This is a genomic window from Pseudomonas lini (assembly GCF_964063345.1).
In the GTDB taxonomy this organism is placed as follows: domain Bacteria; phylum Pseudomonadota; class Gammaproteobacteria; order Pseudomonadales; family Pseudomonadaceae; genus Aquipseudomonas; species Aquipseudomonas lini_B.
On record NZ_OZ061318.1, the window covers coordinates 3,024,349 to 3,050,468 of the forward strand.

Below are 26,120 nucleotides of genomic sequence, written 5' to 3' on the forward strand. Positions count from 1 at the left end.
GACAGCTCCTGACCCAGTGGCCGGATCATTCTGATCCCATCGCACACTCGGCAAAATTTCTGATTGTGGGGAAAACATGGAACCTGCACGACGGTGCCATCAGCAGATTTTCGGCGGCAAAGCTGAATACTTGAGTAATTAACGGGGATATGGCTCAAGGCCGCCATTGCGGCGACTCCATCGATTCAGCCAAGACGTTCTACATCCGGTAATTCCATGGCCCGGACTTCGCCTTGCAGGAAATCACTAAGGCGGCGCAAACGCTCACCGCCGGGGCGGGTTTTCGGCCAGACCAGGTAATAATGCTCACCACTGGCGACGGCCGTCGGCCACGGCAAACTCAGACGCCCCTGCGCAACATCCTCCGCCACCATCAGCAAATCGCCCATGGACACGCCGTAACCTCGGGCAGCGGCGATCATGCCCAGCTCCAGTGTGTCGAACACCTGACCGCCCTTGAGCGAGACTTGATCGGTCAAGCCCATGCGCTCCAGCCAATTGCGCCAGTCACGGCGGTCCGGCGTCGGATGCAGCAGCTCGGTGCTGGCCAGGCGCGCAACGTCCCACGGTTGATCCTTCAGAAGATTCGGCGCCCCCACCGGAATCAGCTCTTCGGGGAACAGCAAAGTCGTCTCCCAGTCCGGTGGAAAATGCCCGTTACTGAGGATGACCGCGCAATCGAAGGGTTCGTGGTTGAAGTCCACCGTATCGACATCCATCCAGGCGCTGGTCAATTGCACCTCGTTCCCCGGTCGCAGGTGCCGAAAACGGCTGAGTCGCGCCAACAACCAGCGCATGGTCAGGGTCGACGGGGCTTTCATGCGCAGGATGTCGTCCTCGGCGCGCAAGGTATTGCAGGCCCGCTCAAGGGCAGTGAAGCCTTCGCGAATGCCGGGCAGGATCAGCCGCGCCGATTCGGTCAGTTGCAGGTTTCGCCCGCTGCGATGAAACAGCCGACAGGCGAAATGCTCTTCGAGCGTACGAATGTGCCGACTGACCGCACTTTGCGTGATCGACAGTTCTTCGGCGGCGCGGGTAAACGAGCTATGCCGCGCCGCCGCTTCGAATGCTCGAAGGGCATACAAGGGAGGAAGACGACGAGACATCAGGAAAGCTCCTACAGCGTGATTGCTTCAACTTATCAGAAACTCTCTCGCATGAGTTTTAATCATGCCACCCATCCTTTTTATCCCTTTGTGCAAACCCCGCAGAGCGCCGAGAATCGACGCTTCCTGTTCTCTCTGACAATCGAGCGTGATGATCATGCAGCATCCAGCGCGTATTGAACTCTGGGCCATCCTGCGGCTGGCGGGGCCGTTGATTGCCTCGCAGTTGGCGCACATGTTGATGGTCCTCACCGACACGTTGATGATGGCGCGCCTGAGCCCCGAAGCACTGGCCGGCGGCGGCCTGGGCGCGGCGACGTATTCATTCGTGTCGATTTTCTGCCTTGGCGTGATCGCCGCCGTCGGCACCCTGGTGGCGATCCGTCAGGGCGCGGGCGACATCATTGGCGCGGCGCGGTTGACCCAAGCCGGGTTGTGGCTGGCATGGTTGATGGCGCTGGTGGCGGGTTTACTGCTGTGGAACCTCAAACCGGTGTTGCTGCTGTTCGGCCAGACCGAAACCAACGTTCAGGCGGCTGGGCAGTTTCTGTTGATCCTGCCGTTCGCCCTGCCCGGCTACCTGAGCTTCATGGTGCTGCGCGGCTTCACCAGCGCCATCGGCCGGGCGACGCCGGTGATGGTCATCAGTCTCGCCGGTACCGTGGCCAACTTCCTGCTCAACTATGCGTTGATCACCGGCATGTTCGGCCTACCAAAAATGGGCCTGGTGGGCATCGGTCTGGTCACGGCGATCGTCGCCAACCTCATGGCGCTGGCGCTCGCGCTGCACATTCGTCGGCATCCGGCCTACGACGCCTATCCGCTGCGTCAGGGTCTGTCGCGGCCCAACCGTCAGTACTTGAAGGAATTGTGGCGCCTGGGCCTGCCGATTGGCGGCACCTATGCGGTGGAAGTCGGACTGTTTGCCTTCGCTGCGCTGTGCATGGGCACCATGGGCAGTACGCAACTGGCGGCGCATCAGATCGCCCTGCAAATCGTCTCGGTGGCGTTCATGATTCCGGCGGGACTTTCTTACGCGATCACCATGCGCATCGGCCAGCATTACGGCGCCGGGCAATTGCTCGATGCACGGCTGGCCGGACGGGTCGGGATCGCTTTCGGTGCGGCGGCAATGCTGGGTTTTGCGATGGTTTTCTGGCTGCTGCCGCATCAGTTGATCGGCTTGTTCCTGGACCACAACGACCCGGCGTTCCGCGAAGTCATCAACCTGGCCGTGAGCCTGTTGGCGGTGGCGGCGTGGTTCGAGCTGTTCGACGGCACGCAAACCATCGCCATGGGCTGCATCCGCGGGCTCAAGGATGCCAAGACCACGTTCCTGGTGGGTTTGGGTTGCTATTGGCTGATCGGCGCACCGGCCGCCTGGTGGATGGCCTTCCATTTGAACTGGGGGCCAACGGGGGTCTGGTGGGGTCTGGCGCTGGGTCTGGCGTGTGCGGCGGTGAGCCTGACGCTGGCGTTTGAGTGGAAGATGAAGCGGATGATTCGGCGGGAGCCGGCGTCAGAGCAGAATTTCCAGGTCGCTCAGCCTGACTGAGGTCCCCTGTGGGAGCGAGGCTGTGTGGCGAGGGAGCTTGCTCCCGCTGGGTCGCGAAGCGGCCCCAAAAGCTTTGCGACTGCTTCGCAGCCGAGCGGGAGCAAGCTCCCTCGCCACAAAAGCATCCACAGTTGTTTGTGGTTAGCTCACGACTTCCAGTGCGGTCTGCTGACTGCTGCCAAAGGTCAAATACTCAACCAACTCCGCCAATGGCAACGGCTTGCTGATCAGATACCCCTGCACCTGGTCGCAACCAAACCCGCGCAATAAATCCAGCTGTGCCTGTGTTTCCACCCCTTCGGCGACCACTTCGAGGTTGAGGTTGTGCGCCAGGTTGATCATGGCGTGCACCAGTTTGCGATTCTCTTCCCGCTCCTCCATGCCGCCGACAAAGCTCTTATCCACCTTCAACAATGCAATCGGCAGGCTGTTGAGGTGCACGAATGAAGAGAATCCGGTGCCGAAATCATCCAGCGAGAAGCGCACGCCCAAACGCCCGAGGGCGTCCATGGTCTGCTTGACCAGATCGCTGCGGCGCATCACCGCCGTCTCGGTCAGTTCGAATTCCAGCCATTGCGCCTCGACGCCTCGCTCGGCAATCAGCCGGCTCAGGGTCGACAGCAATTGGCTGTCCTGAAACTGCCGGAACGACAGGTTGATCGCCATGTGCAACGCTGGCAGACCTCGTTCGCGCAACGCCTGCATGTCCCGCAGGGCCCGGGAAATCACCCAGTACCCCAGCGGCACGATCAAACCACTTTGCTCGGCCAGCGGCACGAATTCGCTGGGGGGCAACAAGCCGCGTTCGCCATGACGCCAGCGCACCAACGCTTCGAGGCCAACGATCTGACCGTCCTCAAGGTTCAGGCGCGGCTGGTAATGCAATTCCAGCTCATCGCGGCGCAAGGCCCGGCGCAGCTCGCTTTCAAGGTCGGCGATGCTGCGGGCATTGCGATTGATCCGTTCGTTGAAGATGTGAAAGGTGCAGCCCTGAGTGCTCTTGGCCTGCTGCATGGCGATGTGCGCATGCCACATCAACGGGTCGGCGCCGGCCTGCGCTCGTGCGTGGGCGATGCCGAGGCTGGAACCGATCAACAGGCTTTCGCCGTCGACCCAATAGGGTTCGGACAGGGCTTCGGTAATGCGTTCGGCCATCCATTCGGCGCGCTGAGGGGCGCGGCGGGTGTCGATCAGCAGGGCGAATTCATCGCTGCCCAGCCGCGCCAGTTGATCGCTGGCCTCCAGCTGGCTTTTCAGCCGCGAGACCACCTGCAGGATCAACCGATCGCCGGCCTGGTGGCCGAGGGCGTCGTTGGCGTGTCGGAAGTTGTCGAGGTCGAGGTGACCGAGGGCCAGGCCGCGACCTTCGTTTTCGGCCAGACGCGCCGCCAGCAAGGTCTGGAAACCCTGACGGTTGGCGATACCGGTCAACGGGTCCTGCTCGGCCAGGCGCTGCAACGTGTTTTCCAGCACGCCGCGTTCACGCACATGGCGCAGGCAGCGGCGCAACATGCCGGGGTCCAGCAGATTGCGCACCAGCCAGTCGCTCACACCGTCGGGCGGCGCCAGCGGCTCGTGTTCGAGCAGCAACACGGTCGGCAGGTTGCAACGGCCGGGTGCTGGCTGGAGAGCAGGAATCGTCAACAACACCGCGCTGCGGTTGTCATCGAACAGGTTGCTGACCGACTCCCAGCTCGGCGCGCTGAGCAGCACAGCCGAACTCCCCATCGGAGCCAGACACTCGCGCAACAACGCTGCCCACGCCGGCTCTTCAGCCAGTAGCAGCAAACGCAAGGGTTCGACAGGCGTAGACAAGCTAGCTCCCTAGACTCTGCAAAGATGTAGGCGGCGGGCATTATGCCGCGCAGATAACCAATGACAAAATGACATCGGTTATCAAACACGACTTTGGCGTATTGAATACGAACATTAGACGCAAATTCACTGCGCATCCTGCGTGAAAGTAGCAAAACCGGCAAATAGAGATAGCGTGTTGCGTCACAAGTCGGAGAGAGCAGCACAATTCGCTGAGCCTGTTAAAATGCCGGCCCATTTCGCTAATGACTCCCTGACTTCGTATGTCCCGACTCAATCCCCGGCAGCAAGAAGCCGTGAACTACGTCGGCGGCCCTCTTTTGGTGCTCGCCGGCGCAGGCTCCGGCAAGACCAGCGTGATCACCCGCAAAATTGCGCATCTGATCCAGAGTTGCGGCATCCGCGCCCAGTACATCGTCGCCATGACCTTTACCAACAAGGCCGCGCGGGAGATGAAGGAGCGGGTTGGCACGCTGCTCAAGGGCGGCGAAGGCCGCGGCCTGACGGTCTGCACCTTCCACAACCTGGGCCTGAACATCATCCGCAAGGAACACGTGCGGCTGGGCTACAAACCGGGCTTCTCGATCTTCGACGAGACCGACGTCAAAGCCCTGATGACCGACATCATGCAGAAGGAATACTCGGGCGACGACGGCGTCGACGAGATCAAGAACATGATCGGCTCGTGGAAAAACGATCTGATCCTGCCGCCTGAAGCCCTGGAAAACGCCCGCAACCCCAAGGAACAGACCGCCGCCATCGTCTACACCCACTACCAGCGCACGCTCAAGGCGTTCAACGCGGTGGACTTCGACGACCTGATCCTGCTGCCGGTAAAACTGTTCCAGGAACACGACGATATCCTGGAAAAATGGCAGAACAAGGTCCGCTACCTGTTGGTGGACGAATACCAGGACACCAACGCCAGCCAGTATTTGCTGGTGAAACTGCTGATCGGCAAGCGTAATCAGTTCACCGTGGTGGGTGACGACGACCAGTCGATCTACGCCTGGCGCGGCGCCCGTCCGGAAAACCTGATGCTGCTCAAGGACGATTACCCGTCCCTGAAAGTGGTCATGCTCGAGCAAAACTACCGCTCCACCAGCCGCATCCTGCGCTGCGCCAACGTGCTGATCTCAAATAACCCGCACGAGTTCGAAAAACAGCTGTGGAGTGAGATGGGCCACGGCGACGAAATCCGCGTGATCCGTTGCCGCAACGAAGACGCCGAAGCGGAGCGCGTGGCGGTGGAACTGCTGACCCTGCACCTGCGCACGGATCGGCCATACAGCGATTTTGCGATCCTGTATCGCGGTAACTACCAGGCCAAGTTGATCGAGTTGAAGCTGCAGCACCACCAGATTCCGTATCGCCTGTCCGGCGGCAACAGCTTTTTCGGACGTCAGGAAGTGAAAGACCTGATGGCCTACTTCCGATTGATCGTGAACCCGGACGACGACAACGCCTTCCTGCGGGTGATCAACGTCCCACGCCGGGAGATCGGTTCGACCACGCTGGAGAAGCTGGGCAACTACGCCACCGAGCGCAAAATCTCGATGTACGCTGCCACCGACGAAATTGGTTTGGGCGAGCATCTCGACACGCGCTTCACCGATCGCCTGTCACGCTTCAAGCGTTTCATGGACAAGGTCCGCGAGCAGTGCGCCGGCGAAGACCCGATCTCCGCCCTGCGCAGCATGGTCATGGACATCGACTACGAGAACTGGCTGCGCACCAACAGTTCCAGCGACAAGGCCGCCGATTACCGCATGGGTAACGTCTGGTTCCTGATCGAGGCCTTGAAGAACACGCTGGAGAAAGACGAAGAAGGCGAGATGACCGTTGAAGACGCCATCGGCAAACTCGTTCTGCGCGACATGCTGGAGCGTCAGCAGGAAGAGGAAGACGGCGCCGAAGGTGTGCAGATGATGACCTTGCACGCCTCCAAGGGCCTGGAGTTTCCCTACGTGTTCATCATGGGCATGGAAGAGGAAATCCTCCCGCACCGCTCCAGCATCGAAGCCGACACCATTGAAGAGGAACGTCGCCTGGCCTACGTCGGGATTACCCGAGCGCGTCAGACGTTGGCGTTCACCTTCGCTGCCAAGCGTAAGCAATACGGCGAGATCATCGACTGCGCGCCTAGCCGTTTCCTCGATGAACTGCCACCGGACGACCTGGCCTGGGAAGGTAATGACGACACTCCCGTTGAAGTCAAAGCGGTTCGCGGAAATACCGCATTGGCGGATATACGCGCGATGTTAAAGCGCTAGAATCGAGCACTTTTATAAGCATTCAGGGGCCACAAGGCGCCAAAAGAGGAACGCTTCATGGAAGCACTGCACAAGAAAATTCGCGAAGAAGGCATCGTGCTTTCCGACCAGGTTCTGAAAGTCGATGCCTTTCTGAATCATCAGATCGACCCGGCCCTGATGAAGCTGATCGGCGACGAATTCGCCACGCTGTTCAAGGATTCGGGCATCACCAAGATCGTCACGATCGAAGCCTCGGGCATTGCTCCGGCGATCATGACCGGCCTGAACCTCGGCGTGCCGGTGATTTTTGCCCGCAAGCATCAGTCCCTGACCCTGACTGAAAACCTGCTGTCGGCGACCGTTTACTCGTTCACCAAGCAGACCGAAAGTACCGTCGCGATCTCCCCGCGCCACCTGACCAGCAGCGACCGCGTGCTGATCATCGACGACTTTTTGGCCAACGGTAAGGCCTCGCAAGCGCTGATCTCGATTATCAAACAGGCCGGCGCGACTGTGGCGGGTTTGGGTATTGTGATCGAGAAGTCGTTCCAGGGTGGTCGTGCGGAACTGGATGCTCAGGGTTATCGCGTTGAATCGTTGGCGCGGGTGCAGTCGCTGAAGGATGGCGTTGTAACCTTCATCGAATAAACCAACAGCATCACCGAACCTGTGGGAGCGGGCTTGCCCGCGATGGCGGTGGAACATCCAACATCAATGTTGAATGTTATGACCTCATCGCGGGCAAGCCCGCTCCCACAGGTTTTTGTGGTGGCAGTTATTGTGCGGTGGCTTTGAGGCCGGTGAGCAGTAACCGCTGAAACAAATCCTCTTTCAGCCCTTCCGGGTTGGTCAGCTGCATCCTTTCCAGATGCACCGGGAATTCCGAAGGCTGCGGAGCATCCAGCGCAGCCTTGCCCAACTCCAGAATCTCCGTAAGCTTGAACTTGCTCTTCAACCAGTTCAGCGCCCGCAATAAGTCCCGTTCCTCAGCGGTGAAATCACAGCCCAGCGGATATTCCGGAAACAGATTCGAATGCCGAGCCTGAATGGCCTGCAACCGCTGTGGGCTGTTGTCGGCGAAACGCGGATCGAGGCGGAAATGCTTCGGCAATTTGCCAACATTCTGCGCCTGCTCGATCAGCCCCGGCTGGAAGCGTGAGTCGCTGACATTCAGCAACGTCTCGATCACTGCCGCGTCGGTCTTGCCGCGCAAATCAGCGATGCCGTACTCGGTGACGACGATATCCCGCAGTTGCCGCGGGATCGTGCAGTGGCCGTATTCCCAGACGATATTCGAACTGACTTCACCGCCCGACTCGCGCCAACTGCGCAGCAGCAGGATCGAACGCGCGCCTTCCAGCGCATGGCCCTGGACGACGAAGTTGTATTGCCCGCCGACGCCGCTCAGCACCCGCCCATCTTCGAGTTGATCGGCCACGCCGGCGCCGAGCAAGGTCATGGTGAAGACAGTGTTGATGAAGCGCGCATCAAGGCGCTGCAAGCGCTTGAGTTGTTCCTGACCGTAGAGCTCGTTGATGTAGCTGATGCGGGTCATGTTGAATTCGAGTCGTTTGCCTTGGGGCATCTCCCGCAGGCGTTCATAGAAACTGCGCGGCCCGAGGAAAAACCCGCCGTGCACGCAGATCCCATCCGTTTGGGCGGCCTCGTCCAGCGTGCCGGCATTCGCCTGCTGTTGGGTCGGCACGTCCGGGTAGACCTTGCGCCGCACGATCCCGGCGTCTGCTAATACCAGTAAGCCGTTGACGAACATTTCGCTGCAACCGTAAAGGCCCTTGGCGAACGGTTCGATGCCTCCTTCGCGCTCAATCAGCTGCGCCCATTGGCTGAGATTCAGATCCGCCAACAACGCCTTGTAACCATCACTGTCAGCCTGTCGCGCCAGCAACGCTGCCGTCAGGGCATCACCCATGGCACCGATGCCGATTTGCAAAGTGCCGCCGTCGCGCACCAGCGTGCTGGCGTGCAGTCCGATGAAATGATCCTGGAAACCCACCGGCATGTTCGGTGTAGAAAACAGTGTGGTTTCGTCCTTCGCGTCGATCAGCAGGTCGAAGCTGTCGATGCCGATTTCCGCATCGCCAGGCATGTACGGCAAATCGTTGTGTACCTGCCCCACCAGCAGGATCGTTTCCCCCGCCGCCCTGCGTTTGGCGATCATCGGCAACAGGTCGAGGGTGATGTCCGGATTGCAGCTCAGGCTCAGGCGATCGGGATGCTCGCTGTGGCTGGCGACCAGTTGCGCCACCAGGTTCAAGCCAGCGGCATTGATGTCCCGGGCGGCGTGGCTGTAATTGCTGCTGACGTAATCCTGCTGGGCCGACGCGCTGTTAAGCAGGCTGCCTGGCTGCATGAAAAATTGATGAATGTGGATGTTGGCTGGCAGGCTGTCGCGATGCAGGTCGGCGAGGAAATCCAGTTCCGGATAATCGCCGAACACCCGCTCGATGAAGGGTTCGAGGAAGCGCTTTTGCAAACCATCGCCCAATGGTGGGCGTCCGAGGCACAGGGCGGTGTAAATCGTCAGTTGCCGCTCGGGCAGTTGCGCGATCCGTTGATACAGCGCGTTGACGAAGTGATTGGGCTTGCCCAGCCCCAGCGGCAATCCCATGTGGATATGCGCCGGCAACCGCGCCAGAACGTCATCGACCGCCTGCTCGATAGAACACAACTGCACCATCTGATCCTCCCGCCCGCTCCATGAATTGGGATTGGACCGAGCTTGCTGGGTCTTTGCTGCAAAGCATAGCCTCAGGGGTAAATCGCAGGCACAAAAAAGCCGCTCGCAAGCGGCTTTTCGTTGAAGACCGGGCTTACTTCAGGCCAGACATCTTCTGGATGGCGCCCTTGAGCTCGGCGTCTGCGCAATCGGCGCAAGTGCCTTTTGGCGGCATTGCGTTGATGCCGGAGATTGCTTTCGCCAGCAAGCCGTCCAGGCCGCCTTCTTTCTTGGCGCGCTCGCCCCAGGCTGCGGCATCACCGATTTTCGGTGCGCCCAACAGGCCGGTACCGTGGCAAGCGTTGCAATGTTTCGCAATCACTTCGTCAGGGGTCTTGGCACCACCACCGCCACCAGCAGATGCAGCGACTTCCATCCCCTTGCATTCTTTGCCCTGCACACAAACCTGGCCGACGGGTTCAAGACGTTTAGCAATATCGTCGTTGGTCGCTGCTTGTGCGCTGACTGCCCAAAGGGCCAATACGGTTGCTGGTACAGCCAGCATTTTCATAATTAGATTCACGCGTTCACCCTCAATGGTGGCTAGTCACGCCCACGGCCACGGTTCGCAGGCGGGCGCAAGTATAGCGGTAAGCCCGTCACACTGAAACAACCCCAAAGTCGAAGGGGTTTTATCGTGGGCGGAAATACAGCATGGGCGTCTCCACAATCCGGGCAGGACGCCTCTTCTCTTAGAAATTCGCTGGGGTAGCTGCGCTGATTAGTCGCGCCGGGGCATCGAACGGATTACGGAAGCGGTGCGGCTTGGTACTCTCAAAGTAGTAGCTATCGCCGGCCTCGAGCACAAATGTTTCGAGCCCGACCACCAGCTCCAGCCGACCTTCCACCAGAATTCCGGTTTCCTCGCCCTCATGGGTGAGCATCTCGTCACCGGTATCGGCGCCAGGCGGGTAGATTTCGTTGAGGAACGCGATAGCCCGGCTCGGGTGAGCCCGACCGACCAGTTTCATGGTCACTGCCCCATCGGAAATATCGATCAGCTCGTGGGCCTTGTAGACGATCTGAGTCGGTTTTTCCTGCAGGATTTCTTCGGAAAAGAACTCGACCATGGACATGGGAATCCCGCCCAGTACCTTCCTCAGCGAACTGATCGAGGGGCTGACGCTGTTCTTCTCGATCATCGAAATGGTGCTGTTGGTAACACCCGCGCGTTTGGCGAGCTCACGCTGGGAAAGACCTTTGAGCTTACGGATCGATTGCAGTCGTTCACCGACGTCCAATGCTTGCGCCTCCAGGGATTCAGGTTGCAGGAATATTGAGCGTTATCATGGCGACAGCGTTCAGTATTTACAACACTTGGGCCTGAATCCTGTTTGGCGAAGCGACTTTCGGTCGGGAGTGTTATTCGTCAGGCCCCGGAATAGAGCAGCGGCACTCGACGCAGATTGCAGAAGATCTGGTAAGGAATCGTGCCTGCGGCCGTCGCAACGTCACTGGCGAGGATATTGTTGCCCCACAACTCGACGGGCGAACCGAGGCCGGCTTGCGGTACATCGGTCAGGTCGACACAGAGCATGTCCATCGACACGCGGCCAATCAACTGGCTGCGCTGCCCGGCGACCATCACGGGCGTACCGGTCGGTGCCTGGCGCGGATAACCGTCGGCATACCCCATCGCCACCACGCCAACGCGCATTGGCTTGGGGGTGACGAATTTCGCGCCATAGCCAATCGGCTCGCCGGCCGGCAGTTCACGCACGCAAATTACTTTCGATTCCAGGGTCATCACCGGTTGCAGGCGGGACGCCACGGCATTGGCCTCTTCGAACGGCGTTGCGCCGTAGAGCATGATGCCTGGGCGCACCCAATCGCTCGGAATCTGCGGCCAACCGAGCACCGCCGGCGAGTTACGCAGACTGATTTCGGCCGCCAAACCCTGACGCGCCGCCTCGAACACCGCAACCTGCTCGGCGCTGGCCTGGCAGTGCAGCTCATCGGCGCGGGCGAAGTGACTCATCAGCACGATCTTCGCCACTTTGCCGCTGGCCAGCAGCCGTTGATAGGCCGCCTGGTAATCCGCCGGGTGCAAACCAACCCGATGCATGCCCGAGTCGAGCTTGAGCCAGACCGTGATCGGTTTGCTCAGCGCGGCTTTTTCGATGGCTTCGAGCTGCCACAGCGAATGCACCACGCACCAGAAGTCATGCTCGACGATCAGTGACAGCTCATCAGCTTCGAAAAAGCCTTCGAGCAACAACACCGGTGCACGAATGTCGGCGGCACGCAGCTCCAACGCTTCTTCAATACACGCCACGGCAAACCCGTCCGCCTCGGCTTCCAGCGCCTGGGCGCAACGCACTGCGCCATGGCCATAGGCATCGGCCTTGATCACCGCGAGGGCTTTTGCCCCCGTGACTTCACGGGCGATCCGGTAGTTGTGGCGCAGGGCTTGAAGGTCGATCAGGGCACGGGCTGGACGCATGGCGGCAGACTTCTAGTCGGTCATTGGAATAAAAAACCGGCACTGGCTGACAGCGTGAACCGCCAACAGCGCCGGGAGAGGGATCTTTCTGGCTGAGCGTTATGGCAGCGCGGCGACAACCGACAGCTCAACCAGGATTTGCGGTTCGCACAGCTTCGATTCAACGGTAGCGCGGGCCGGGGCAACGCCTTTCGGCAGCCACTGGTCCCACACCGAATTCATGCCTTCGAAGTGCGCATCGATGTCTTTCAGGTAAATCGTCACCGACAGCAGACGGCTCTTGTCGGTCCCGGCCAGATCCAGCAAACGCTCGATGTTGGCGAGGGTTTCACGGGTCTGCTGTTCAATCCCGGCGCTCATGTCATCGCCGACCTGCCCTGCCAGATACACGGTACTGTTGTGGACAACGATCGGGCTCATGCGCTCATTGGTGAGCTGGCGCTGGATTGACATGTTTTGCGGACTCCTGAAGTTTGTTGCCATAACGGGAAATATCGAGGCCTTCGGCACTGATCTGCGGCGTTTTCTTCGCCATCAGGTCAGCCAGCAAACGACCGGAGCCACAGGCCATGGTCCAGCCGAGCGTACCGTGGCCCGTATTCAGAAACAGGTTTTTGAACGGCGTGGCGCCGACAATCGGGGTGCCGTCCGGCGTGGTCGGACGCAGGCCGGTCCAGAAGCTCGCCTGGGGCAGATCGCCGCCTTGAGGATAAAGGTCGTTGACGATCATCTCCAGGGTTTCGCGTCGACGCGGGTTCAACGACAGGTCAAAACCGGCAATTTCCGCCATGCCGCCGACGCGGATGCGGTTGTCGAAACGGGTGATCGCGACCTTGTAGGTCTCATCGAGAATGGTCGACGTCGGGGCCATCGCCGGGTTGATGATCGGCACGGTCAGCGAGTAACCCTTGAGCGGATACACCGGAGCCCGGATGCCCAACGGCTTGAGCAATTGCGGCGAGTAGCTGCCCAGCGCCAGCACGTAGCGGTCGGCGGTTTCCAGCTTGCCGTCGATCCACACGCCGTTGATGCGATCACCGGCGAAGTCGAGGTGCTGGATGTCCTGGCCAAAACGGAATTCCACACCCAGTTTCGTGGCCATTTCGGCCAGGCGGGTGGTGAAAATCTGGCAGTCGCCGGTCTGGTCGTTCGGCAGGCGCAAGGCACCGGCGAGGATGTCGGTGACACTGGCCAGGGCCGGTTCGACCCGGGCAATACCGGCGCGGTCGAGCAGTTCGAACGGCACGCCGGACTCTTGCAGCACGGCGATGTCTTTGGCGGCGCCATCAAGCTGCGCCTGGGTGCGGAACAGCTGGGTAGTCCCCAGGCTGCGGCCTTCGTAGGCAATGCCGGTTTCGGCGCGCAATTCGTCGAGGCAGTCGCGGCTGTACTCGGACAGGCGCACCATGCGCTCCTTGTTCACCGCGTAACGGCTGGCGGTGCAGTTGCGCAGCATCTGCACCATCCACAGGTATTGGTCGATGTCGGCAGTGGCCTTGATCGCCAGTGGTGCGTGACGCTGCAACAGCCACTTGATGGCTTTGAGCGGCACGCCCGGCGCGGCCCACGGCGAGGCATAACCCGGCGAAACCTGCCCGGCATTGGCGAAACTGGTTTCCATGGCCGCTGCTGGTTGACGATCGACGACCGTCACTTCAAAACCGGCTCGTGCCAGATAATAGGCACTGGCGGTACCGATGACGCCGCTACCCAAGACCAGAACGCGCATTTTCATATCCCTCATCGCGGCTTACCGCTGACGTTTATTGTGCAGACCGAAGATGTGGGCAGTTTAAAAAAGATTAGCCAGTGCTTTTCACTATATAAGTGCCTATATTTGGCGACAATTCTCGGCAAAAACCCTTTTCACGGAGGCGCATCCCCTATGCGGACCAACACTCAGACCAAACGTGAGCTGGACAAGATCGACCGCAACATCCTGCGGATCCTGCAAGCGGACGGGCGTATTTCCTTCACCGAACTCGGGGAAAAGGTCGGCCTCTCCACCACGCCCTGCACCGAGCGGGTACGGCGACTGGAGCGCGAAGGGATCATCATGGGCTACAACGCTCGCCTGAATCCGCAGCACCTCAAGGGTAGCTTGCTGGTGTTCGTCGAGATCAGCCTCGACTACAAATCCGGCGATACTTTCGAAGAGTTCCGACGCGCGGTGCTGAAACTGCCCCACGTACTGGAATGCCATTTGGTGTCAGGGGATTTCGATTACCTGGTGAAAGCACGGATTTCCGAGATGGCCTCGTACCGCAAACTGCTGGGCGACATCCTGCTCAAGCTGCCGCATGTGCGCGAATCCAAGAGCTATATCGTGATGGAAGAAGTGAAAGAGAGCTTGAACCTGCCGATTCCGGATTGAGGCTTTGTGGTGCATGTTCGGGCCCCATCGCGGGCAAGCCCGCTCCCACAGGTGTTGCGCCGATCTTGTGGGAGCGGGCTTGCCCGCGATGGGGTCGACTCGGTGACTCTGATTCACGCAACAGTCAGACCAACACCTGTCGGGTAGAAGCCATGTACTCATGAATCTGCTTCTCGACCCGCGGATGGATCAGCTCCACCGGTCGCCGTCCGTTGGGGCATGGCAACGTCTTGGTGGTACCGAACAGCCGACAGATCAGCGGGCGCTCGTCATACACCGTGCAGCCGTTGGGGCCCAGATGGACGCAGTTGAGCTCATCCATCGCCGCATCCTGCTCCGCCCGGGTCTTGCGCGGCAGGCGGGACATTTCTTCGGGCGAGGTGGTCACCGGCCCGCAGCAGTCATGGCAGCCGGGCACGCACTCGAAAGAGGGAATCTGCTGGCGCAGCGTGCGAATTTTCTGGCTGTTGCAACTCATCGAAACGGTGACCGAATGCGGAATAGACCGGGATTCTGACGCAAAAACCCCGATCCAGACAGCGCCAACCGACCGGTGTTGCCCGTGTCCGAAGCGGCGGCTTATGCTCCGTCAACTTTTTCAAACACACGAACTCAGGATGACGCACATGAACGCCCCCGTTCAGCAACCCGCCCCGAGCCATCAACACGCGGCCTCTTATTACGCCGCCAGCAGCTTGCCGCAACCCGATCTTGAGGCGCTCACAGGTGAGCTGGTTGCGGACGTGTGTGTGGTGGGCGGCGGGTTCTCCGGGCTGAACACCGCGATTGAATTGGCCGAACGCGGCTTCAGCGTGGTGCTGCTGGAAGCGCACAGGATCGGTTGGGGCGCCAGCGGACGCAATGGCGGGCAATTGATTCGCGGCGTCGGCCATGGCCTCGATCAGTTCGCCAACGTGATCGGTGCAGACGGTGTGCGTCAGATGAAACTGATGGGCCTGGAAGCGGTGGAAATCGTCCGACAGCGGATCGAGCGTTTTCAGATCCCTTGCGACCTGACCTGGGGTTACTGCGACCTCGCCAATAAAGCCCAGGACCTGGAAGGCTTTGCCGAAGACGCGATCGAGCTGCACAGCCTTGGTTACCGTTACGAAACCCGTCTGCTGCAAGCCAATGAAATGCACAGCGTGGTGGGTTCCGACCGTTATGTCGGCGGCTTGATCGACATGGGCTCCGGGCATCTGCACCCATTGAACCTGGCACTCGGCGAAGCGGCCGTCGCCGGGCAATTGGGCGTGAAGCTGTTCGAACAATCGGCGGTGACCCGCATCGATTACGGCCCCGAGGTCAAAGTCCACACCGCCCAGGGCTCGGTTCGCGCGAAGACGCTGGTGCTGGGTTGCAACGCCTACCTCAACGATCTCAATCCGCAACTCGGCGGCAAGGTGCTGCCCGCCGGCAGTTACATCATCGCCACCGAACCCTTGAGTGAAGAACAGGCTCACGCGCTGCTGCCGCAAAACATGGCGGTCTGCGATCAACGGGTGGCGCTGGATTACTACCGACTCTCGGCGGACCGACGTTTGCTGTTCGGCGGCGCCTGCCATTATTCAGGGCGCGATCCGAAAGACATCGCCGCGTACATGCGACCGAAGATGCTGGCGGTGTTCCCGCAACTGGCCGGGGTGAAAATCGACTATCAATGGGGCGGGATGATCGGTATCGGCGCCAATCGCCTGCCGCAGATCGGTCGGCTCAAAGATCAGCCAAATGTGTATTACGCCCAGGCCTATTCCGGGCATGGGTTGAACGCCACGCACCTGGCGGGGAAGTTGTTGGCTGAAGCTATCAGTGGTCAGCAGGGCGGTGGTTTCGACCTGTTCGCCAAGGTGCCGCATATCACCTTCCCCGGCGGTAAACATTTGCGTTCGCCGTTGTTGGCGTTGGGGATGTTGTGGCATCGGATGAAGGAGTTGGCCTGATCGGTTAGCTGCGTTCTTACGGGCCTCATCGCGGGCAAGCCCGCTCCCACAATGGTCGCTGGTGTTCACAAGAATTGTGTTCACCGCCAATCCCTGTGGGAGCGGGCTTGCCCGCGATGAGGCCCGTAAGAGCGCCCTGGAACTCAGATCCGCCAGAACGGTTTAAGCCCCTCCTCCCGCGCCTGCGCCTGACTCAATCCGACATCCCTGAGCTGTTCCGGCGTCAATTCCAGTAACACCTTGCGCGTGTGCAGACGATGCCAGAACAGGCCCCAGCGACCCAGGCAGGACGGTGCGTTGCGCATGACCGCCTCGCGTGCGCCGTTTTTTTGCCCTGCCGCCAGTTCCTGACTGTGTAACGTCAGCCGCACATCGCTCAAGCCGTTCATTTTCATTGCTCCTGTTTACTTGGGTAGCCAGAGCTTTCATGATGCGCGGACGGCGAAAAGCATTACAGATTCAACGATGGTGTATTAACTCCATACAGATTTTCCGTTTCAGCCTCTGAATCACATATTTTTGCCCCATCTGTACTGGTTAACCGAATCATCCACACCGAGACTGCGCCATGACCCTTTACGTCAACCTCGCCGAATTGCTCGGCACTCGTATCGAACAGGGCTTCTATCGTCCCGGCGACCGGTTGCCCTCGGTGCGGGCACTGAGTGTCGAACATGGGGTCAGCCTGAGCACGGTGCAGCAAGCCTATCGAGTGCTGGAAGACGTCGGTCTGGCGATGCCCAAACCCAAGTCCGGCTACTTCGTACCAGTGAGTCGTGAGCTGCCGGAGCTGCCAGTGGTTGGCCGGCCAGCCCAACGACCAGTGGATATTTCGCAGTGGGATCAAGTGCTGGAACTGATCCGCGCCGTACCGCGCAAGGACGTCGTGCAACTGGGTCGCGGCATGCCGGACATCACCACGCCGACCATGAAACCGCTGCTGCGCAACCTGGCGCGAATCAGCCGTCGACAGGACATGCCCGGCCTGTATTACGACAACATCTACGGCACCCTCGAATTGCGCGAGCAGATCGCTCGCCTGATGCTCGACTCCGGCTGCCAGTTGAGCGCCAACGATCTGGTGATCACTACCGGTTGCCATGAAGCACTGTCCACCAGCATCCGCGCCATCTGCGAGCCGGGTGACATCGTCGCCGTAGATTCGCCGAGCTTTCACGGCGCCATGCAGACGCTCAAGGGTTTGGGCATGAAAGCCCTGGAAATCCCCACCGACCCGCTCACCGGCATCAGCCTCGATGCTTTGGAACTGGCGCTGGAGCAATGGCCGATCAAAGCCATACAGTTGACCCCCAACTGTAACAACCCGCTGGGCTACATCATGCCGGAGGCGCGCAAACGTGCGCTATTGACACTCGCACAGCGTTTCGACGTGGCGATTATCGAGGACGATGTGTATGGCGAACTGGCCTACACCTACCCGCGCCCGCGCACGATCAAATCCTTCGACGAAGACGGCCGCGTCCTGCTCTGCAGTTCTTTTTCCAAGACTTTGGCACCAGGCCTGCGCATTGGCTGGGTCGCACCGGGCCGTTACCTGGAACGGGTGCTGCACATGAAATACATCAGCACCGGCTCCACCGCGCCGCAACCGCAGATTGCGATTGCCGAATTTCTCAAGGCCGGGCACTTCGAACCGCATTTACGCAAGATGCGCACGCAATACCAGCGCAATCGCGACGCGATGATCGACTGGGTGACCCGCTACTTCCCCGCTGGCACTCGGGCCAGCCGTCCGCAAGGCAGCTTCATGTTGTGGGTCGAACTGCCGGAGGGCTTCGACACCCTGAAACTTAATCGGGCGCTGCATGATCAAGGCGTACAGATCGCTGTCGGCAGCATCTTTTCCGCCTCGGGCAAATACCGCAATTGCCTGCGGATGAACTACGCTGCCAAAACAACCCCGCAGATCGAAGAAGCGGTGCGCAAGGTCGGTGCGGCAGCCATCAAACTGCTGGCGGAAGCCGACTGACCTTTCTTCGGGATCCGGCGTCCATATAACTAACAAGGCCGCCAACGGAACATGCTCCGTGAGAATCAGACAGCCCCTGCTTGCTCTTCTGTTACTCGCCTCGTTCCTGGGTGGCTGCGCGACGCTCGACGTCCCTCGCGAACCGAGTCAGGCCCTACCGGCAGCAGACTCGGCGTTCGGCCGTTCGATCCGGGCCCAGGCCGCCCCCCATCAGGGCCAATCGGGCTTTCGCTTGCTCTCTGACAGCGCCGAGGCCTTCACCGCCCGCGCCGAGCTGATTCGCAACGCCCAAAGCAGCCTCGATCTGCAGTACTACATCGTCCACGACGGCATCAGCACACGGATACTGGTGAGCGAGCTGCTCAATGCCGCCGACCGCGGCGTACGGGTGCGGGTTCTGCTCGACGATACCACCAGCGATGGCCTGGACCGGATCATCGCGACCCTTGCCGCCCATCCGCAGATTCAGATCCGCGTGTTCAACCCGCTGCACCTGGGCCGCAGCACCGTCGTTACGCGAACCATGGGCCGGTTCTTCAACCTGTCGCTGCAACACCGGCGCATGCACAACAAACTGTGGGTGGCGGACAACAGCGCAGCGATCGTTGGCGGGCGCAACCTGGGGGATGAGTATTTCGATGCCGAGCCCAACATGAACTTCACCGACATCGACATGCTCAGTGTCGGCCCGGTTGCAGAGCAGCTAGGGCACAGCTTCGACGAGTACTGGAACAGCGCCCTGAGCAAGCCGATCGAGCAGTTTCTCTCGACCAAGCCGACAGCCAGGGATCTGAGAAACACCCGGACCCGACTGGACGAATCCCTGGAGGAAACGCGCAAACAGAACCACGCGCTTTATCAGCAGCTAATGGCCTACACCACTCACCCTCGCCTGGATGTCTGGCGCCGGGAGCTGATCTGGGCCTGGAACCAGGCGTTGTGGGACGCACCGAGCAAGGTCTTGTCCAAGGGTGAGCCGGAGCCGCACTTGCAGCTGACCACCCAGTTGGCGCCCGAGCTCAATGGGGTCAGCAAGGAGCTGATCATGGTTTCGGCCTACATTGTGCCCGGCCAACCGGGCCTGGTGTATTTGACCGGTCGCGCCGATGCAGGCGTGTCGGTTAGTTTGCTGACCAATTCACTGGAAGCCACCGATGTACCGGCCACGCACGGTGGTTACGCGCCTTATCGAAAAGCCTTGCTGGAGCATGGGGTGCAATTGTTCGAATTGCGCCGCCAGCCCGGCGATAGCGGTGACAGCGGCAGCGGACCGAGCCTGTTCCACAGCGGGAGCAGCACCTACCGTAGTTCCGATTCCAGCCTGCACAGCAAGGCGATGGTTTTCGACCGACAGAAAACCTTCATCGGCTCGTTCAATTTCGACCCGCGCTCGGTACTGTGGAACACCGAAGTCGGGGTACTGGTGGACAACCCGCAGCTCGCCGGGCGGGTGCGCGAACTGGCACTTGAGGGCATGGCGCCTGCCCTCAGCTATCAGGCCCGGTTGGAAAAGGGTCAGATCGTCTGGGTCACCGAAGATGACGGCAAGCAGCACACATTGACCAAAGAACCGGGGGGCTGGTGGAGGCGTTTCAATTCATGGCTCAGCAGCATGGTCGGTCTGGAGCGGATGTTGTAGCCAGAAGGCTGGTGATGAATTGTGGCGAGGGCGCTTGCCCGCGCTCGGCTGCGCAGCAGTCGCAAATCGGCATCCGCGTTCTATCTGAATAAGCGGTGGCGCATGATTCAGGGCCGCTGCGCGACCCAACGGGAGCAAGCTCCCTCGCCACAGACAAGCCCCCTCACCACAGGTTTGTGCAGCGTTCAGGCCGGTTCGGCAACCGTGCCAAACGCCCCTTGCCGCGATACCAGAATCACCAACCCCAATGCGCCCGCTGCCATCAGCAACGGCAAGGCATGCCCGCTGATCCATTGGCTGCCGGCACCCGCCGCCAATGGCCCGATCAGGCAACCAATACCCCAGAGCTGCGCGATGTGGGCATTAGCTCGCACCAGGGCATCGTCGCGATAACGCTCGCCAATCAAGATCAGCGACAAGGTGAACAAACCACCGGCACTGGCGCCAAACAACACCCACAGCGGCCAGATCAGCAGCGTGTCGATCAGCAACGGAATCGCCAGGCTCGACAGCAGCAAGAGCATCGCGCAACCGGTAAATAACGTACGCCGCGACAAGCGATCGGCCAGCGCGCCAATCGGCAATTGCAGCAAGGCATCACCCACCACCACCGTGCTGACCATCGCCAAGGCGATTTCCGTGGTGAAGCCCTGACGCAGGCAATAGACCGGCAGCAAGGTCAGGATCATCGCTTCGAACGCCGCGAACAGCGATACCGCCCAGGCAATCGCCGGCAAGCCACGGCAGAAGGTCAACAAGTCTGCGAGGGTTACGCTGCAGGCTTCACTGGTGGGTGCGCCGCTGCGGCCCAACAGCAGGAACGGTGACGTCATCAGCAAACCGACGCCGACCCAGAAACCATAATCATGCTCGGTACCCAACGCACCCAACAGTAACGGCCCGGCCAACTGACTCAGCGCATAGCTACTGCCATACAGCGCCACCAGTCGACCGCGCCATTGCTCGACCACCAGTTGGTTGATCCAGCTTTCACCGAGGATGAAGACGAGCGTCAGAATTACCCCGATCATCAACCGCAACACCAGCCAGACTGGATAGCTCGGCCACACGGCCAGCAAACCGATGGACACCGCCCCGGCCCACAGGCATAGGCGCATCAAATTGGCCGTGCCTAGACGCGCCGCGAGGTGGCTGGAGATTTTCGCCCCCAGCAATACGCCAATGGCCGGCATCGCCGCCATCACGCCGATTGCGAACGAGCCGTAACCCCAGCCTTCCAGACGCAGCGATACCAACGGCATGCTGACACCCAGGGCCAGGCCGACACTCAAGACAGACGCCAAAACGGCGAAATACGTCGCCCAACGCATGTTCCACGCTCCTGTGGATATTCTATGTGCAACACAAAACAGTGTGGGAGCGGGCTTGCCCGCGATGGCGTACTGACATTCAACATCGAGGCTGACTGTCAGATTGCTATCGCGGGCAAGCCCGCTCCCACAGGGATCTGGGTCATTCAGGAGCCCGATACTCAGTCGGGCTCCTTCACAGGCTTACAACTTGATCCAGGTCGCCTTCAGTTCGGTGTACTTGTCGAATGCATGCAACGACTTGTCGCGACCGTTGCCGGACTGTTTGAATCCACCGAACGGTGCGGTCATGTCGCCGCCGTCGTACTGATTGACCCACACGCTACCGGCACGCAAAGCCTTGGCGGTCAGGTGAGCCTTGGAGATGTCGGCGGTCCAGACTGCTGCGGCCAGACCGTAAGGCGTGTCGTTGGCGATCTGGATGGCTTCTTCAGCGCTGTCGAAGGTGATGACCGACAACACTGGCCCGAAGATCTCTTCCTGGGCGATTTTCATCGCGTTGCTTACGCCATCAAAAATCGTCGGCTCGACATAGGTACCCCCGGTTTCCTGGAGAATACGATTGCCACCGACGACCAGTTTGGCGCCGTCGGCATGACCGGATTCGATGTACGACAGCACGGTGTTCATCTGCTGGGTATCCACCAGCGCACCGACGTTGGTCGCCGGATCCAGCGGATTACCCGGTTTCCAGGCCTTCAGGGCCTCGATCACCAGCGGCAGGAATTTGTCCTTGATCGAACGCTCCACCAGCAGGCGCGAGCCAGCGGTGCAGACTTCGCCCTGGTTGAAGGCGATGGCACCGGCAGCGGCTTCGGCGGCGGCTTGCAGGTCCGGCGCATCGGCGAACACGATGTTCGGGCTCTTGCCGCCAGCTTCCAGCCAGACGCGCTTCATGTTCGATTCGCCGGAGTAGATCAGCAGTTGCTTGGCGATCTTGGTCGAACCGGTAAACACCAGGGTGTCGACGTCGTTGTGCAGGGCCAGGGCCTTGCCGACGGTGTGGCCGTAACCCGGCAGCACGTTCAGCACGCCTTTCGGGATGCCGGCTTCAACGGCCAGCGCCGCAATGCGAATGGCTGTCAGCGGCGATTTTTCGGAAGGCTTGAGGATCACCGAGTTACCGGTGGACAGCGCCGGACCGAGTTTCCAGCAGGCCATCATCAACGGGAAGTTCCACGGCACGATTGCACCCACCACGCCGACCGGCTCGCGAGTCACCAACCCCAGTTGATCGTGCGGGGTAGCAGCGACTTCGTCGTAGATCTTGTCGATGGCTTCACCGCTCCAGCTCAGGGCTTGCGCCGCGCCGGGAACGTCGATGTACAGGGAATCGCTGATCGGCTTGCCCATGTCCAGGGTTTCGAGCAGGGCCAGCTCTTCGGCGTGCTGTTTCAGCAGGCCGGCAAAACGGATCATGGTGGCTTTGCGTTTGGTCGGCGCCAGGCGCGACCAGGCGCCGGAATTGAAAGTGGCGCGGGCGTTGTCCACGGCGCGCCGGGCATCGGCGGCGTCACAGCTGGCAATCTTGCCCAGCAGACGGCCATCGACCGGGCTGATGCACTCGAAGGTCTCACCAGAGACGGCATCGGTGTATTCGCCATTGATGTAGGCGCGGCCTTCGATCTTCAGATCGCGAGCCCGTTGTTCCCAGTCGGCACGAGTCAGGGTGGTCATTCGAGTGTCCTCCTCTTATTGAATACGAGTGCCCCGCGTTCTATGCGGGTGCTGTCAGGAATTCTGCCCGGCCAGCCTGCTTTTCGGCTCAAGGCAACCGTTACCCTAAACCAGCGGCCGGTGAAGTTTCAATATATTTGACACAAGGACGGCAAACGGCCTTGCGATGTTCATTTTAATAAACATAGACTTTCCATTTTCCAGCGCAAACGGGGGAATACCAGCATGAGCATTCAGGATATCGTCGATTTCAGCCAGGCCAACACCCAGCCCGATCGTTATCGGCCCGACCCTGCAAAAGTCCTCAAGGGCGACCCCGAGCAAGCGGTGTACAACCATTACAACAGCCCGTGCGGCCAGATGAGTGCAGGTGTTTGGGAAGGCGAAGTCGGCCAGTGGCTAGTGAACTACACCGAGCACGAATACTGCGAAATCGTTCAGGGGGTTTCAGTGCTGCGCGACGGCGATGGCAACGCCAAGACCCTGCGTGTGGGCGATCGCTTCGTGATTCCGGCCGGTTTCAAAGGCACTTGGGAAGTGCTGGAGCCGTGCCGCAAGATCTATGTGGTGTTTGAACAGAAGGCTTGAGAATTTGTGCTGTTTGGGCCGGCCCCTTCGCGAGCAAGCCCGCTCCCACAGGGATCTGTGTCAATCACAAAACCTGTGGGAGCGTGGCTTGCCCGCGATGAGGCCCTGACAGACAACACAAAACCCACAGGCAACAAAAAAGGCCCGTATCTCGCGATACGGGCCTTTTTCGTAAGAGGGAAAAATCAATTACTTGATTTTGCCTTCTTTGTAGATCACGTGCTTACGAACAACCGGATCAAATTTCTTGATCTCGATTTTGTCCGGAGTAGTGCGCTTGTTCTTGTCGGTAGTGTAGAAGTGACCAGTACCGGCGCTCGAAATCAAACGAATCAATTCACGCATGATTAGCTCCCTTAGATCTTGCCGGCTTTGCGGATTTCGGCCAGCACGACAGTGATGCCACGCTTGTCGATGATACGCATGCCTTTGGCAGATACGCGCAGACGCACGAAACGTTTCTCTTCTTCAACCCAGAAGCGGTGATGCTGCAGGTTCGGCAGGAAACGACGACGGGTTTTGTTGTTTGCGTGGGAAATGTTATTCCCAGTCACCGGACCCTTACCGGTAACTTGACATACTCTCGACATGCCTCAGCCCTCTAAAACCACATGCCCAACCCGGCATGGGTTGGCCGCTTAATCTCTCAGTCATTTGGCGCCAGGCGCCGCGTTTCTTTAGAGGTCTTACCGGCTACACCTACAGTGAAGGAACCGGGCCCCTAGAAAAGAGCGCTGCTTTATACCAGAAAGACTGGAGAGCAACAACATTCCGTGTGCGCGAACTTGATAAATTCCCCCTTTTCCGGGCGCCGGACGCCTTGGATAAAGGCTGTCGCCGATTAAGACCGCTCGTCGCAGAGAATCGGCTAACCGACCGATTCCGGGTTTTCCTCGGCCCGCATCACCGAAAACAAGCGCACATAGTCCCCTTAAAATGAAAAAGGGGATAGTCATTTGCAAAAGAGCCCACTAGGGTAAGCCTTTTCCAGACTGCACTTGCAGATGGGCCTTCGATCTGTAAAGGAATCCGACCATGCGCCTTGCTGCCCTACCGCTGCTGCTCGCCCCACTGCTGCTGAGCCCATTGGCCCATGCCGCCGCCCTGACCGTCTGCACCGAGGCCAGCCCTGAAGGGTTCGATGTGGTGCAATACAACTCGTTGACCACCACCAATGCCTCGGCCGACGTGCTGATGAACAGTCTGGTGGACTTCGACACGGCCAGCGGCAAAGTGGTCGCCAGCCTGGCGGACAGCTGGGAAGTCACACCCGACGGCCTGACCTACGTCTTCAAATTGCACCCGCAGGTGAAATTTCACCGTACCGAATACTTCAACCCGACGCGTGACCTGACCGCCGAAGACGTGAAGTTCAGCTTCGACCGCATGCTCGACCCGGCAAACCCGTGGCACAAAGTGGCGCAGAGTGGCTTTCCGCACGCGCAATCGATGCAGTTACCGGCGTTGATCAAGAAGATCGACGCACTGGACCCGCTTACCATTCGCTTCACCCTCGATCACCCGGACTCGACTTTCCTGCCAACCCTGACCATGGGTTTCGCCTCGATCTATTCGGCTGAGTACGCGGACAAACTGCTGAAGGCCGACACCCCGGAGAAACTCAACAGCCAGCCGATCGGCAGCGGCCCGTTCATCTTCACGCGCTTCCAGAAAGACGCCTCGATTCGCTACAAGGCCAACCCGGATTACTTCCGTGGCAAGCCGTCGGTAGACCCGCTGATCTTCGCCATCACCCCCGATGCCAATGTGCGCTTGCAGAAATTGCGCCGCAACGAGTGCCAGATCGCCCTGTCGCCCAAACCGCTGGACGTACAGGCTGCGAAGCAGGAACCGACACTGAAGGTGGAAAAAACTGACGCCTTCATGACCGCATTCGTTGGCATCAACAGCCAGCATCCGCCGCTGGACAAACCTGAAGTGCGCCAGGCCATTAACCTGGCGTTCGACAGGGCCAACTACGTCAAGGCTGTGTTCGAAGACACCGCCGAACCCGCCAATGGCCCATACCCGCCTAATACATGGAGCTACGCCAAAAACCTTTCGGGCTATGCCCATGATGTCGAGAAAGCCCGGGCATTGATGGCCAAGGCCGGCCTCAAGAATGGCTTCCAGACCACCATCTGGACCCGCCCCTCTGGCAGTCTGCTGAACCCCAATCCGAGCCTTGGCGCGCAATTGCTGCAGTCCGATCTTGCGGAAATCGGCATTCAGGCCGAGATTCGCGTGATCGAATGGGGCGAACTGATTCGCCGCGCCAAGGCCGGTGAACATGACTTGTTATTCATGGGCTGGGCTGGCGATAACGGCGACCCGGACAACTTCCTCACACCGCAGTTTTCCTGCGCGGGGGTCAAATCCGGCACCAACTTCGCCCGCTACTGCAACCAGGACCTGGACAAGCTGATCAGCGCCGGCAAGACCACTGGCGAGCAAGGTGTACGCACCAAGCTCTACGAACAGGCCCAGGCGCAGATCCAGCAACAGGCGTTGTGGCTGCCACTGGCTCACCCGACTGCCTTTGCGCTGACGCGCAAGGATGTGCAGGGCTATCAGGTCAGCCCGTTTGGTCGCCAGGACTACTCCAAGGTAGTCCTCAAACCATAAGCACCAATACAAAACCTGTGGGAGCGGGCTTGCCCGCGATAGCGG

23 protein-coding genes are annotated in these 26,120 nt (G+C 59.9%); 9 read left to right on the plus strand and 14 right to left on the minus strand.

Annotated features, from left to right (window positions below; genetic code table 11):
- Nucleotides 1-185: 185 nt before the first annotated feature.
- Complete coding sequence (locus AB3226_RS13775; RefSeq protein ID WP_305503808.1) at nucleotides 186-1,106, minus strand: LysR substrate-binding domain-containing protein; 921 nt, start codon at nucleotides 1,104-1,106, stop codon at nucleotides 186-188.
- 157 nt (nucleotides 1,107-1,263) lie between these two features.
- On the opposite strand from AB3226_RS13775, the gene AB3226_RS13780 reads away from it, so the two are divergent.
- The gene (locus AB3226_RS13780; protein WP_367373445.1) at nucleotides 1,264-2,661 is read left to right on the plus strand and encodes a NorM family multidrug efflux MATE transporter; all 1,398 of its coding nucleotides are present in this window, start codon (nucleotides 1,264-1,266) and stop codon (nucleotides 2,659-2,661) included.
- Nucleotides 2,662-2,802: 141 nt separating this feature from the next.
- Here the strand turns inward: AB3226_RS13780 and AB3226_RS13785 are convergent, their stop codons facing one another.
- Entirely contained in the window at nucleotides 2,803-4,476 is a 1,674-nt protein-coding gene (locus AB3226_RS13785; RefSeq protein ID WP_367373446.1) for a putative bifunctional diguanylate cyclase/phosphodiesterase, read from the minus strand.
- A 263-nt stretch (nucleotides 4,477-4,739) separates the two neighbouring features.
- On the opposite strand from AB3226_RS13785, the gene rep reads away from it, so the two are divergent.
- Nucleotides 4,740-6,749 carry a DNA helicase Rep gene (gene rep, locus AB3226_RS13790; RefSeq protein ID WP_123360904.1) on the plus strand — a complete coding sequence of 670 codons (2,010 nt, stop codon included), beginning with the start codon at nucleotides 4,740-4,742 and terminating at the stop codon, nucleotides 6,747-6,749.
- Nucleotides 6,750-6,806: 57 nt separating this feature from the next.
- Complete coding sequence (locus tag AB3226_RS13795; RefSeq protein ID WP_007934646.1) at nucleotides 6,807-7,379, plus strand: xanthine phosphoribosyltransferase; 573 nt, start codon at nucleotides 6,807-6,809, stop codon at nucleotides 7,377-7,379.
- Nucleotides 7,380-7,506: 127 nt separating this feature from the next.
- Here the strand turns inward: AB3226_RS13795 and AB3226_RS13800 are convergent, their stop codons facing one another.
- The 6 genes from AB3226_RS13800 to dadA all read right to left on the minus strand — a co-directional run bounded on the left by AB3226_RS13800 (nucleotide 7,507) and on the right by dadA (nucleotide 13,640).
- Nucleotides 7,507-9,429, minus strand: a complete 1,923-nt coding sequence (locus AB3226_RS13800; protein WP_367373447.1) for an acetyl-CoA hydrolase/transferase C-terminal domain-containing protein — start codon at nucleotides 9,427-9,429, stop codon at nucleotides 7,507-7,509.
- 133 nt (nucleotides 9,430-9,562) lie between these two features.
- Nucleotides 9,563-9,979, minus strand: coding sequence for a cytochrome c5 family protein (locus AB3226_RS13805; protein WP_123720235.1), 417 nt, complete (start codon nucleotides 9,977-9,979; stop codon nucleotides 9,563-9,565).
- A 181-nt stretch (nucleotides 9,980-10,160) separates the two neighbouring features.
- Nucleotides 10,161-10,709 (minus strand): cupin domain-containing protein, encoded by a 549-nt coding sequence (locus tag AB3226_RS13810; protein WP_007894746.1) that lies wholly within the window; start codon nucleotides 10,707-10,709, stop codon nucleotides 10,161-10,163.
- 128 nt (nucleotides 10,710-10,837) lie between these two features.
- On the minus strand, nucleotides 10,838-11,911 hold the full coding sequence (gene alr, locus AB3226_RS13815) for an alanine racemase (RefSeq protein WP_367373448.1): 1,074 nt from the start codon (nucleotides 11,909-11,911) through the stop codon (nucleotides 10,838-10,840).
- 99 nt (nucleotides 11,912-12,010) lie between these two features.
- Nucleotides 12,011-12,364 (minus strand): RidA family protein, encoded by a 354-nt coding sequence (locus tag AB3226_RS13820; protein WP_367373449.1) that lies wholly within the window; start codon nucleotides 12,362-12,364, stop codon nucleotides 12,011-12,013.
- Nucleotides 12,336-13,640, minus strand: coding sequence for a D-amino acid dehydrogenase (gene dadA / locus AB3226_RS13825; RefSeq protein ID WP_367373450.1), 1,305 nt, complete (start codon nucleotides 13,638-13,640; stop codon nucleotides 12,336-12,338). Before dadA ends, AB3226_RS13820 begins: the two co-directional genes overlap by 29 nt.
- Before the next feature lie 156 nt (nucleotides 13,641-13,796).
- Between dadA and AB3226_RS13830 the strand changes: the two genes are divergently transcribed.
- Nucleotides 13,797-14,285 (plus strand): Lrp/AsnC ligand binding domain-containing protein, encoded by a 489-nt coding sequence (locus tag AB3226_RS13830; RefSeq protein WP_003206849.1) that lies wholly within the window; start codon nucleotides 13,797-13,799, stop codon nucleotides 14,283-14,285.
- Nucleotides 14,286-14,409: 124 nt separating this feature from the next.
- Here AB3226_RS13830 and AB3226_RS13835 read toward each other — a convergent pair whose 3' ends face one another.
- Entirely contained in the window at nucleotides 14,410-14,763 is a 354-nt protein-coding gene (locus tag AB3226_RS13835; protein WP_007894729.1) for a YkgJ family cysteine cluster protein, read from the minus strand.
- 148 nt (nucleotides 14,764-14,911) lie between these two features.
- Between AB3226_RS13835 and AB3226_RS13840 the strand changes: the two genes are divergently transcribed.
- The gene (locus tag AB3226_RS13840) at nucleotides 14,912-16,225 is read left to right on the plus strand and encodes an NAD(P)/FAD-dependent oxidoreductase (protein WP_367373451.1); all 1,314 of its coding nucleotides are present in this window, start codon (nucleotides 14,912-14,914) and stop codon (nucleotides 16,223-16,225) included.
- A gap of 143 nt (nucleotides 16,226-16,368) precedes the next feature.
- Here the strand turns inward: AB3226_RS13840 and AB3226_RS13845 are convergent, their stop codons facing one another.
- Nucleotides 16,369-16,614, minus strand: coding sequence for a DUF1127 domain-containing protein (locus tag AB3226_RS13845; RefSeq protein ID WP_367373452.1), 246 nt, complete (start codon nucleotides 16,612-16,614; stop codon nucleotides 16,369-16,371).
- 179 nt (nucleotides 16,615-16,793) lie between these two features.
- On the opposite strand from AB3226_RS13845, the gene AB3226_RS13850 reads away from it, so the two are divergent.
- A complete protein-coding gene (locus AB3226_RS13850) occupies nucleotides 16,794-18,215 on the plus strand; it encodes a PLP-dependent aminotransferase family protein (RefSeq protein ID WP_367373453.1) in 1,422 nt (473 codons plus the stop codon).
- Between the two features lie 58 nt (nucleotides 18,216-18,273).
- Nucleotides 18,274-19,854 carry a phospholipase D family protein gene (locus tag AB3226_RS13855; RefSeq protein ID WP_367373454.1) on the plus strand — a complete coding sequence of 527 codons (1,581 nt, stop codon included), beginning with the start codon at nucleotides 18,274-18,276 and terminating at the stop codon, nucleotides 19,852-19,854.
- A gap of 185 nt (nucleotides 19,855-20,039) precedes the next feature.
- Here the strand turns inward: AB3226_RS13855 and AB3226_RS13860 are convergent, their stop codons facing one another.
- Entirely contained in the window at nucleotides 20,040-21,185 is a 1,146-nt protein-coding gene (locus AB3226_RS13860; protein ID WP_367373455.1) for an MFS transporter, read from the minus strand.
- Between the two features lie 183 nt (nucleotides 21,186-21,368).
- A complete protein-coding gene (locus tag AB3226_RS13865; protein WP_367373456.1) occupies nucleotides 21,369-22,862 on the minus strand; it encodes an aldehyde dehydrogenase in 1,494 nt (497 codons plus the stop codon).
- Nucleotides 22,863-23,087: 225 nt separating this feature from the next.
- Here AB3226_RS13865 and AB3226_RS13870 point away from each other — a divergent pair, with 225 nt between their 5' ends.
- The gene (locus tag AB3226_RS13870; protein ID WP_038980750.1) at nucleotides 23,088-23,450 is read left to right on the plus strand and encodes a cupin domain-containing protein; all 363 of its coding nucleotides are present in this window, start codon (nucleotides 23,088-23,090) and stop codon (nucleotides 23,448-23,450) included.
- A gap of 189 nt (nucleotides 23,451-23,639) precedes the next feature.
- On the opposite strand, the gene rpmG is transcribed toward AB3226_RS13870, so the two are convergent.
- Nucleotides 23,640-23,795 carry a 50S ribosomal protein L33 gene (gene rpmG / locus AB3226_RS13875; RefSeq protein WP_007894709.1) on the minus strand — a complete coding sequence of 52 codons (156 nt, stop codon included), beginning with the start codon at nucleotides 23,793-23,795 and terminating at the stop codon, nucleotides 23,640-23,642.
- Between the two features lie 11 nt (nucleotides 23,796-23,806).
- A complete protein-coding gene (gene rpmB, locus AB3226_RS13880) occupies nucleotides 23,807-24,040 on the minus strand; it encodes a 50S ribosomal protein L28 (RefSeq protein WP_007894701.1) in 234 nt (77 codons plus the stop codon).
- Between the two features lie 445 nt (nucleotides 24,041-24,485).
- Between rpmB and AB3226_RS13885 the strand changes: the two genes are divergently transcribed.
- Nucleotides 24,486-26,075 (plus strand): ABC transporter substrate-binding protein, encoded by a 1,590-nt coding sequence (locus AB3226_RS13885; protein ID WP_367373457.1) that lies wholly within the window; start codon nucleotides 24,486-24,488, stop codon nucleotides 26,073-26,075.
- Nucleotides 26,076-26,120: the final 45 nt, after the last annotated feature.

What these genes read in the sequence shown, in the direction of transcription:
- AB3226_RS13775 (WP_305503808.1), bottom strand. Translation starts at nt 1,106, where the DNA reads ATGTCTCGTCGTCTTCCTCCCTTGTATGCCCTTCGAGCATTCGAAGCG.
- AB3226_RS13780 (WP_367373445.1), top strand. Translation starts at nt 1,264, where the DNA reads ATGCAGCATCCAGCGCGTATTGAACTCTGGGCCATCCTGCGGCTGGCG.
- rep (WP_123360904.1), top strand. Translation starts at nt 4,740, where the DNA reads ATGTCCCGACTCAATCCCCGGCAGCAAGAAGCCGTGAACTACGTCGGC.
- AB3226_RS13795 (WP_007934646.1), top strand. Translation starts at nt 6,807, where the DNA reads ATGGAAGCACTGCACAAGAAAATTCGCGAAGAAGGCATCGTGCTTTCC.
- AB3226_RS13800 (WP_367373447.1), bottom strand. Translation starts at nt 9,429, where the DNA reads ATGGTGCAGTTGTGTTCTATCGAGCAGGCGGTCGATGACGTTCTGGCG.
- AB3226_RS13805 (WP_123720235.1), bottom strand. Translation starts at nt 9,979, where the DNA reads ATGAAAATGCTGGCTGTACCAGCAACCGTATTGGCCCTTTGGGCAGTC.
- alr (WP_367373448.1), bottom strand. Translation starts at nt 11,911, where the DNA reads ATGCGTCCAGCCCGTGCCCTGATCGACCTTCAAGCCCTGCGCCACAAC.
- AB3226_RS13820 (WP_367373449.1), bottom strand. Translation starts at nt 12,364, where the DNA reads ATGTCAATCCAGCGCCAGCTCACCAATGAGCGCATGAGCCCGATCGTT.
- dadA (WP_367373450.1), bottom strand. Translation starts at nt 13,640, where the DNA reads ATGCGCGTTCTGGTCTTGGGTAGCGGCGTCATCGGTACCGCCAGTGCC.
- AB3226_RS13830 (WP_003206849.1), top strand. Translation starts at nt 13,797, where the DNA reads ATGCGGACCAACACTCAGACCAAACGTGAGCTGGACAAGATCGACCGC.
- AB3226_RS13835 (WP_007894729.1), bottom strand. Translation starts at nt 14,763, where the DNA reads ATGAGTTGCAACAGCCAGAAAATTCGCACGCTGCGCCAGCAGATTCCC.
- AB3226_RS13840 (WP_367373451.1), top strand. Translation starts at nt 14,912, where the DNA reads ATGAACGCCCCCGTTCAGCAACCCGCCCCGAGCCATCAACACGCGGCC.
- AB3226_RS13845 (WP_367373452.1), bottom strand. Translation starts at nt 16,614, where the DNA reads ATGAACGGCTTGAGCGATGTGCGGCTGACGTTACACAGTCAGGAACTG.
- AB3226_RS13850 (WP_367373453.1), top strand. Translation starts at nt 16,794, where the DNA reads ATGACCCTTTACGTCAACCTCGCCGAATTGCTCGGCACTCGTATCGAA.
- AB3226_RS13860 (WP_367373455.1), bottom strand. Translation starts at nt 21,185, where the DNA reads ATGCGTTGGGCGACGTATTTCGCCGTTTTGGCGTCTGTCTTGAGTGTC.
- AB3226_RS13865 (WP_367373456.1), bottom strand. Translation starts at nt 22,862, where the DNA reads ATGACCACCCTGACTCGTGCCGACTGGGAACAACGGGCTCGCGATCTG.
- AB3226_RS13870 (WP_038980750.1), top strand. Translation starts at nt 23,088, where the DNA reads ATGAGCATTCAGGATATCGTCGATTTCAGCCAGGCCAACACCCAGCCC.
- rpmG (WP_007894709.1), bottom strand. Translation starts at nt 23,795, where the DNA reads ATGCGTGAATTGATTCGTTTGATTTCGAGCGCCGGTACTGGTCACTTC.
- rpmB (WP_007894701.1), bottom strand. Translation starts at nt 24,040, where the DNA reads ATGTCGAGAGTATGTCAAGTTACCGGTAAGGGTCCGGTGACTGGGAAT.
- AB3226_RS13885 (WP_367373457.1), top strand. Translation starts at nt 24,486, where the DNA reads ATGCGCCTTGCTGCCCTACCGCTGCTGCTCGCCCCACTGCTGCTGAGC.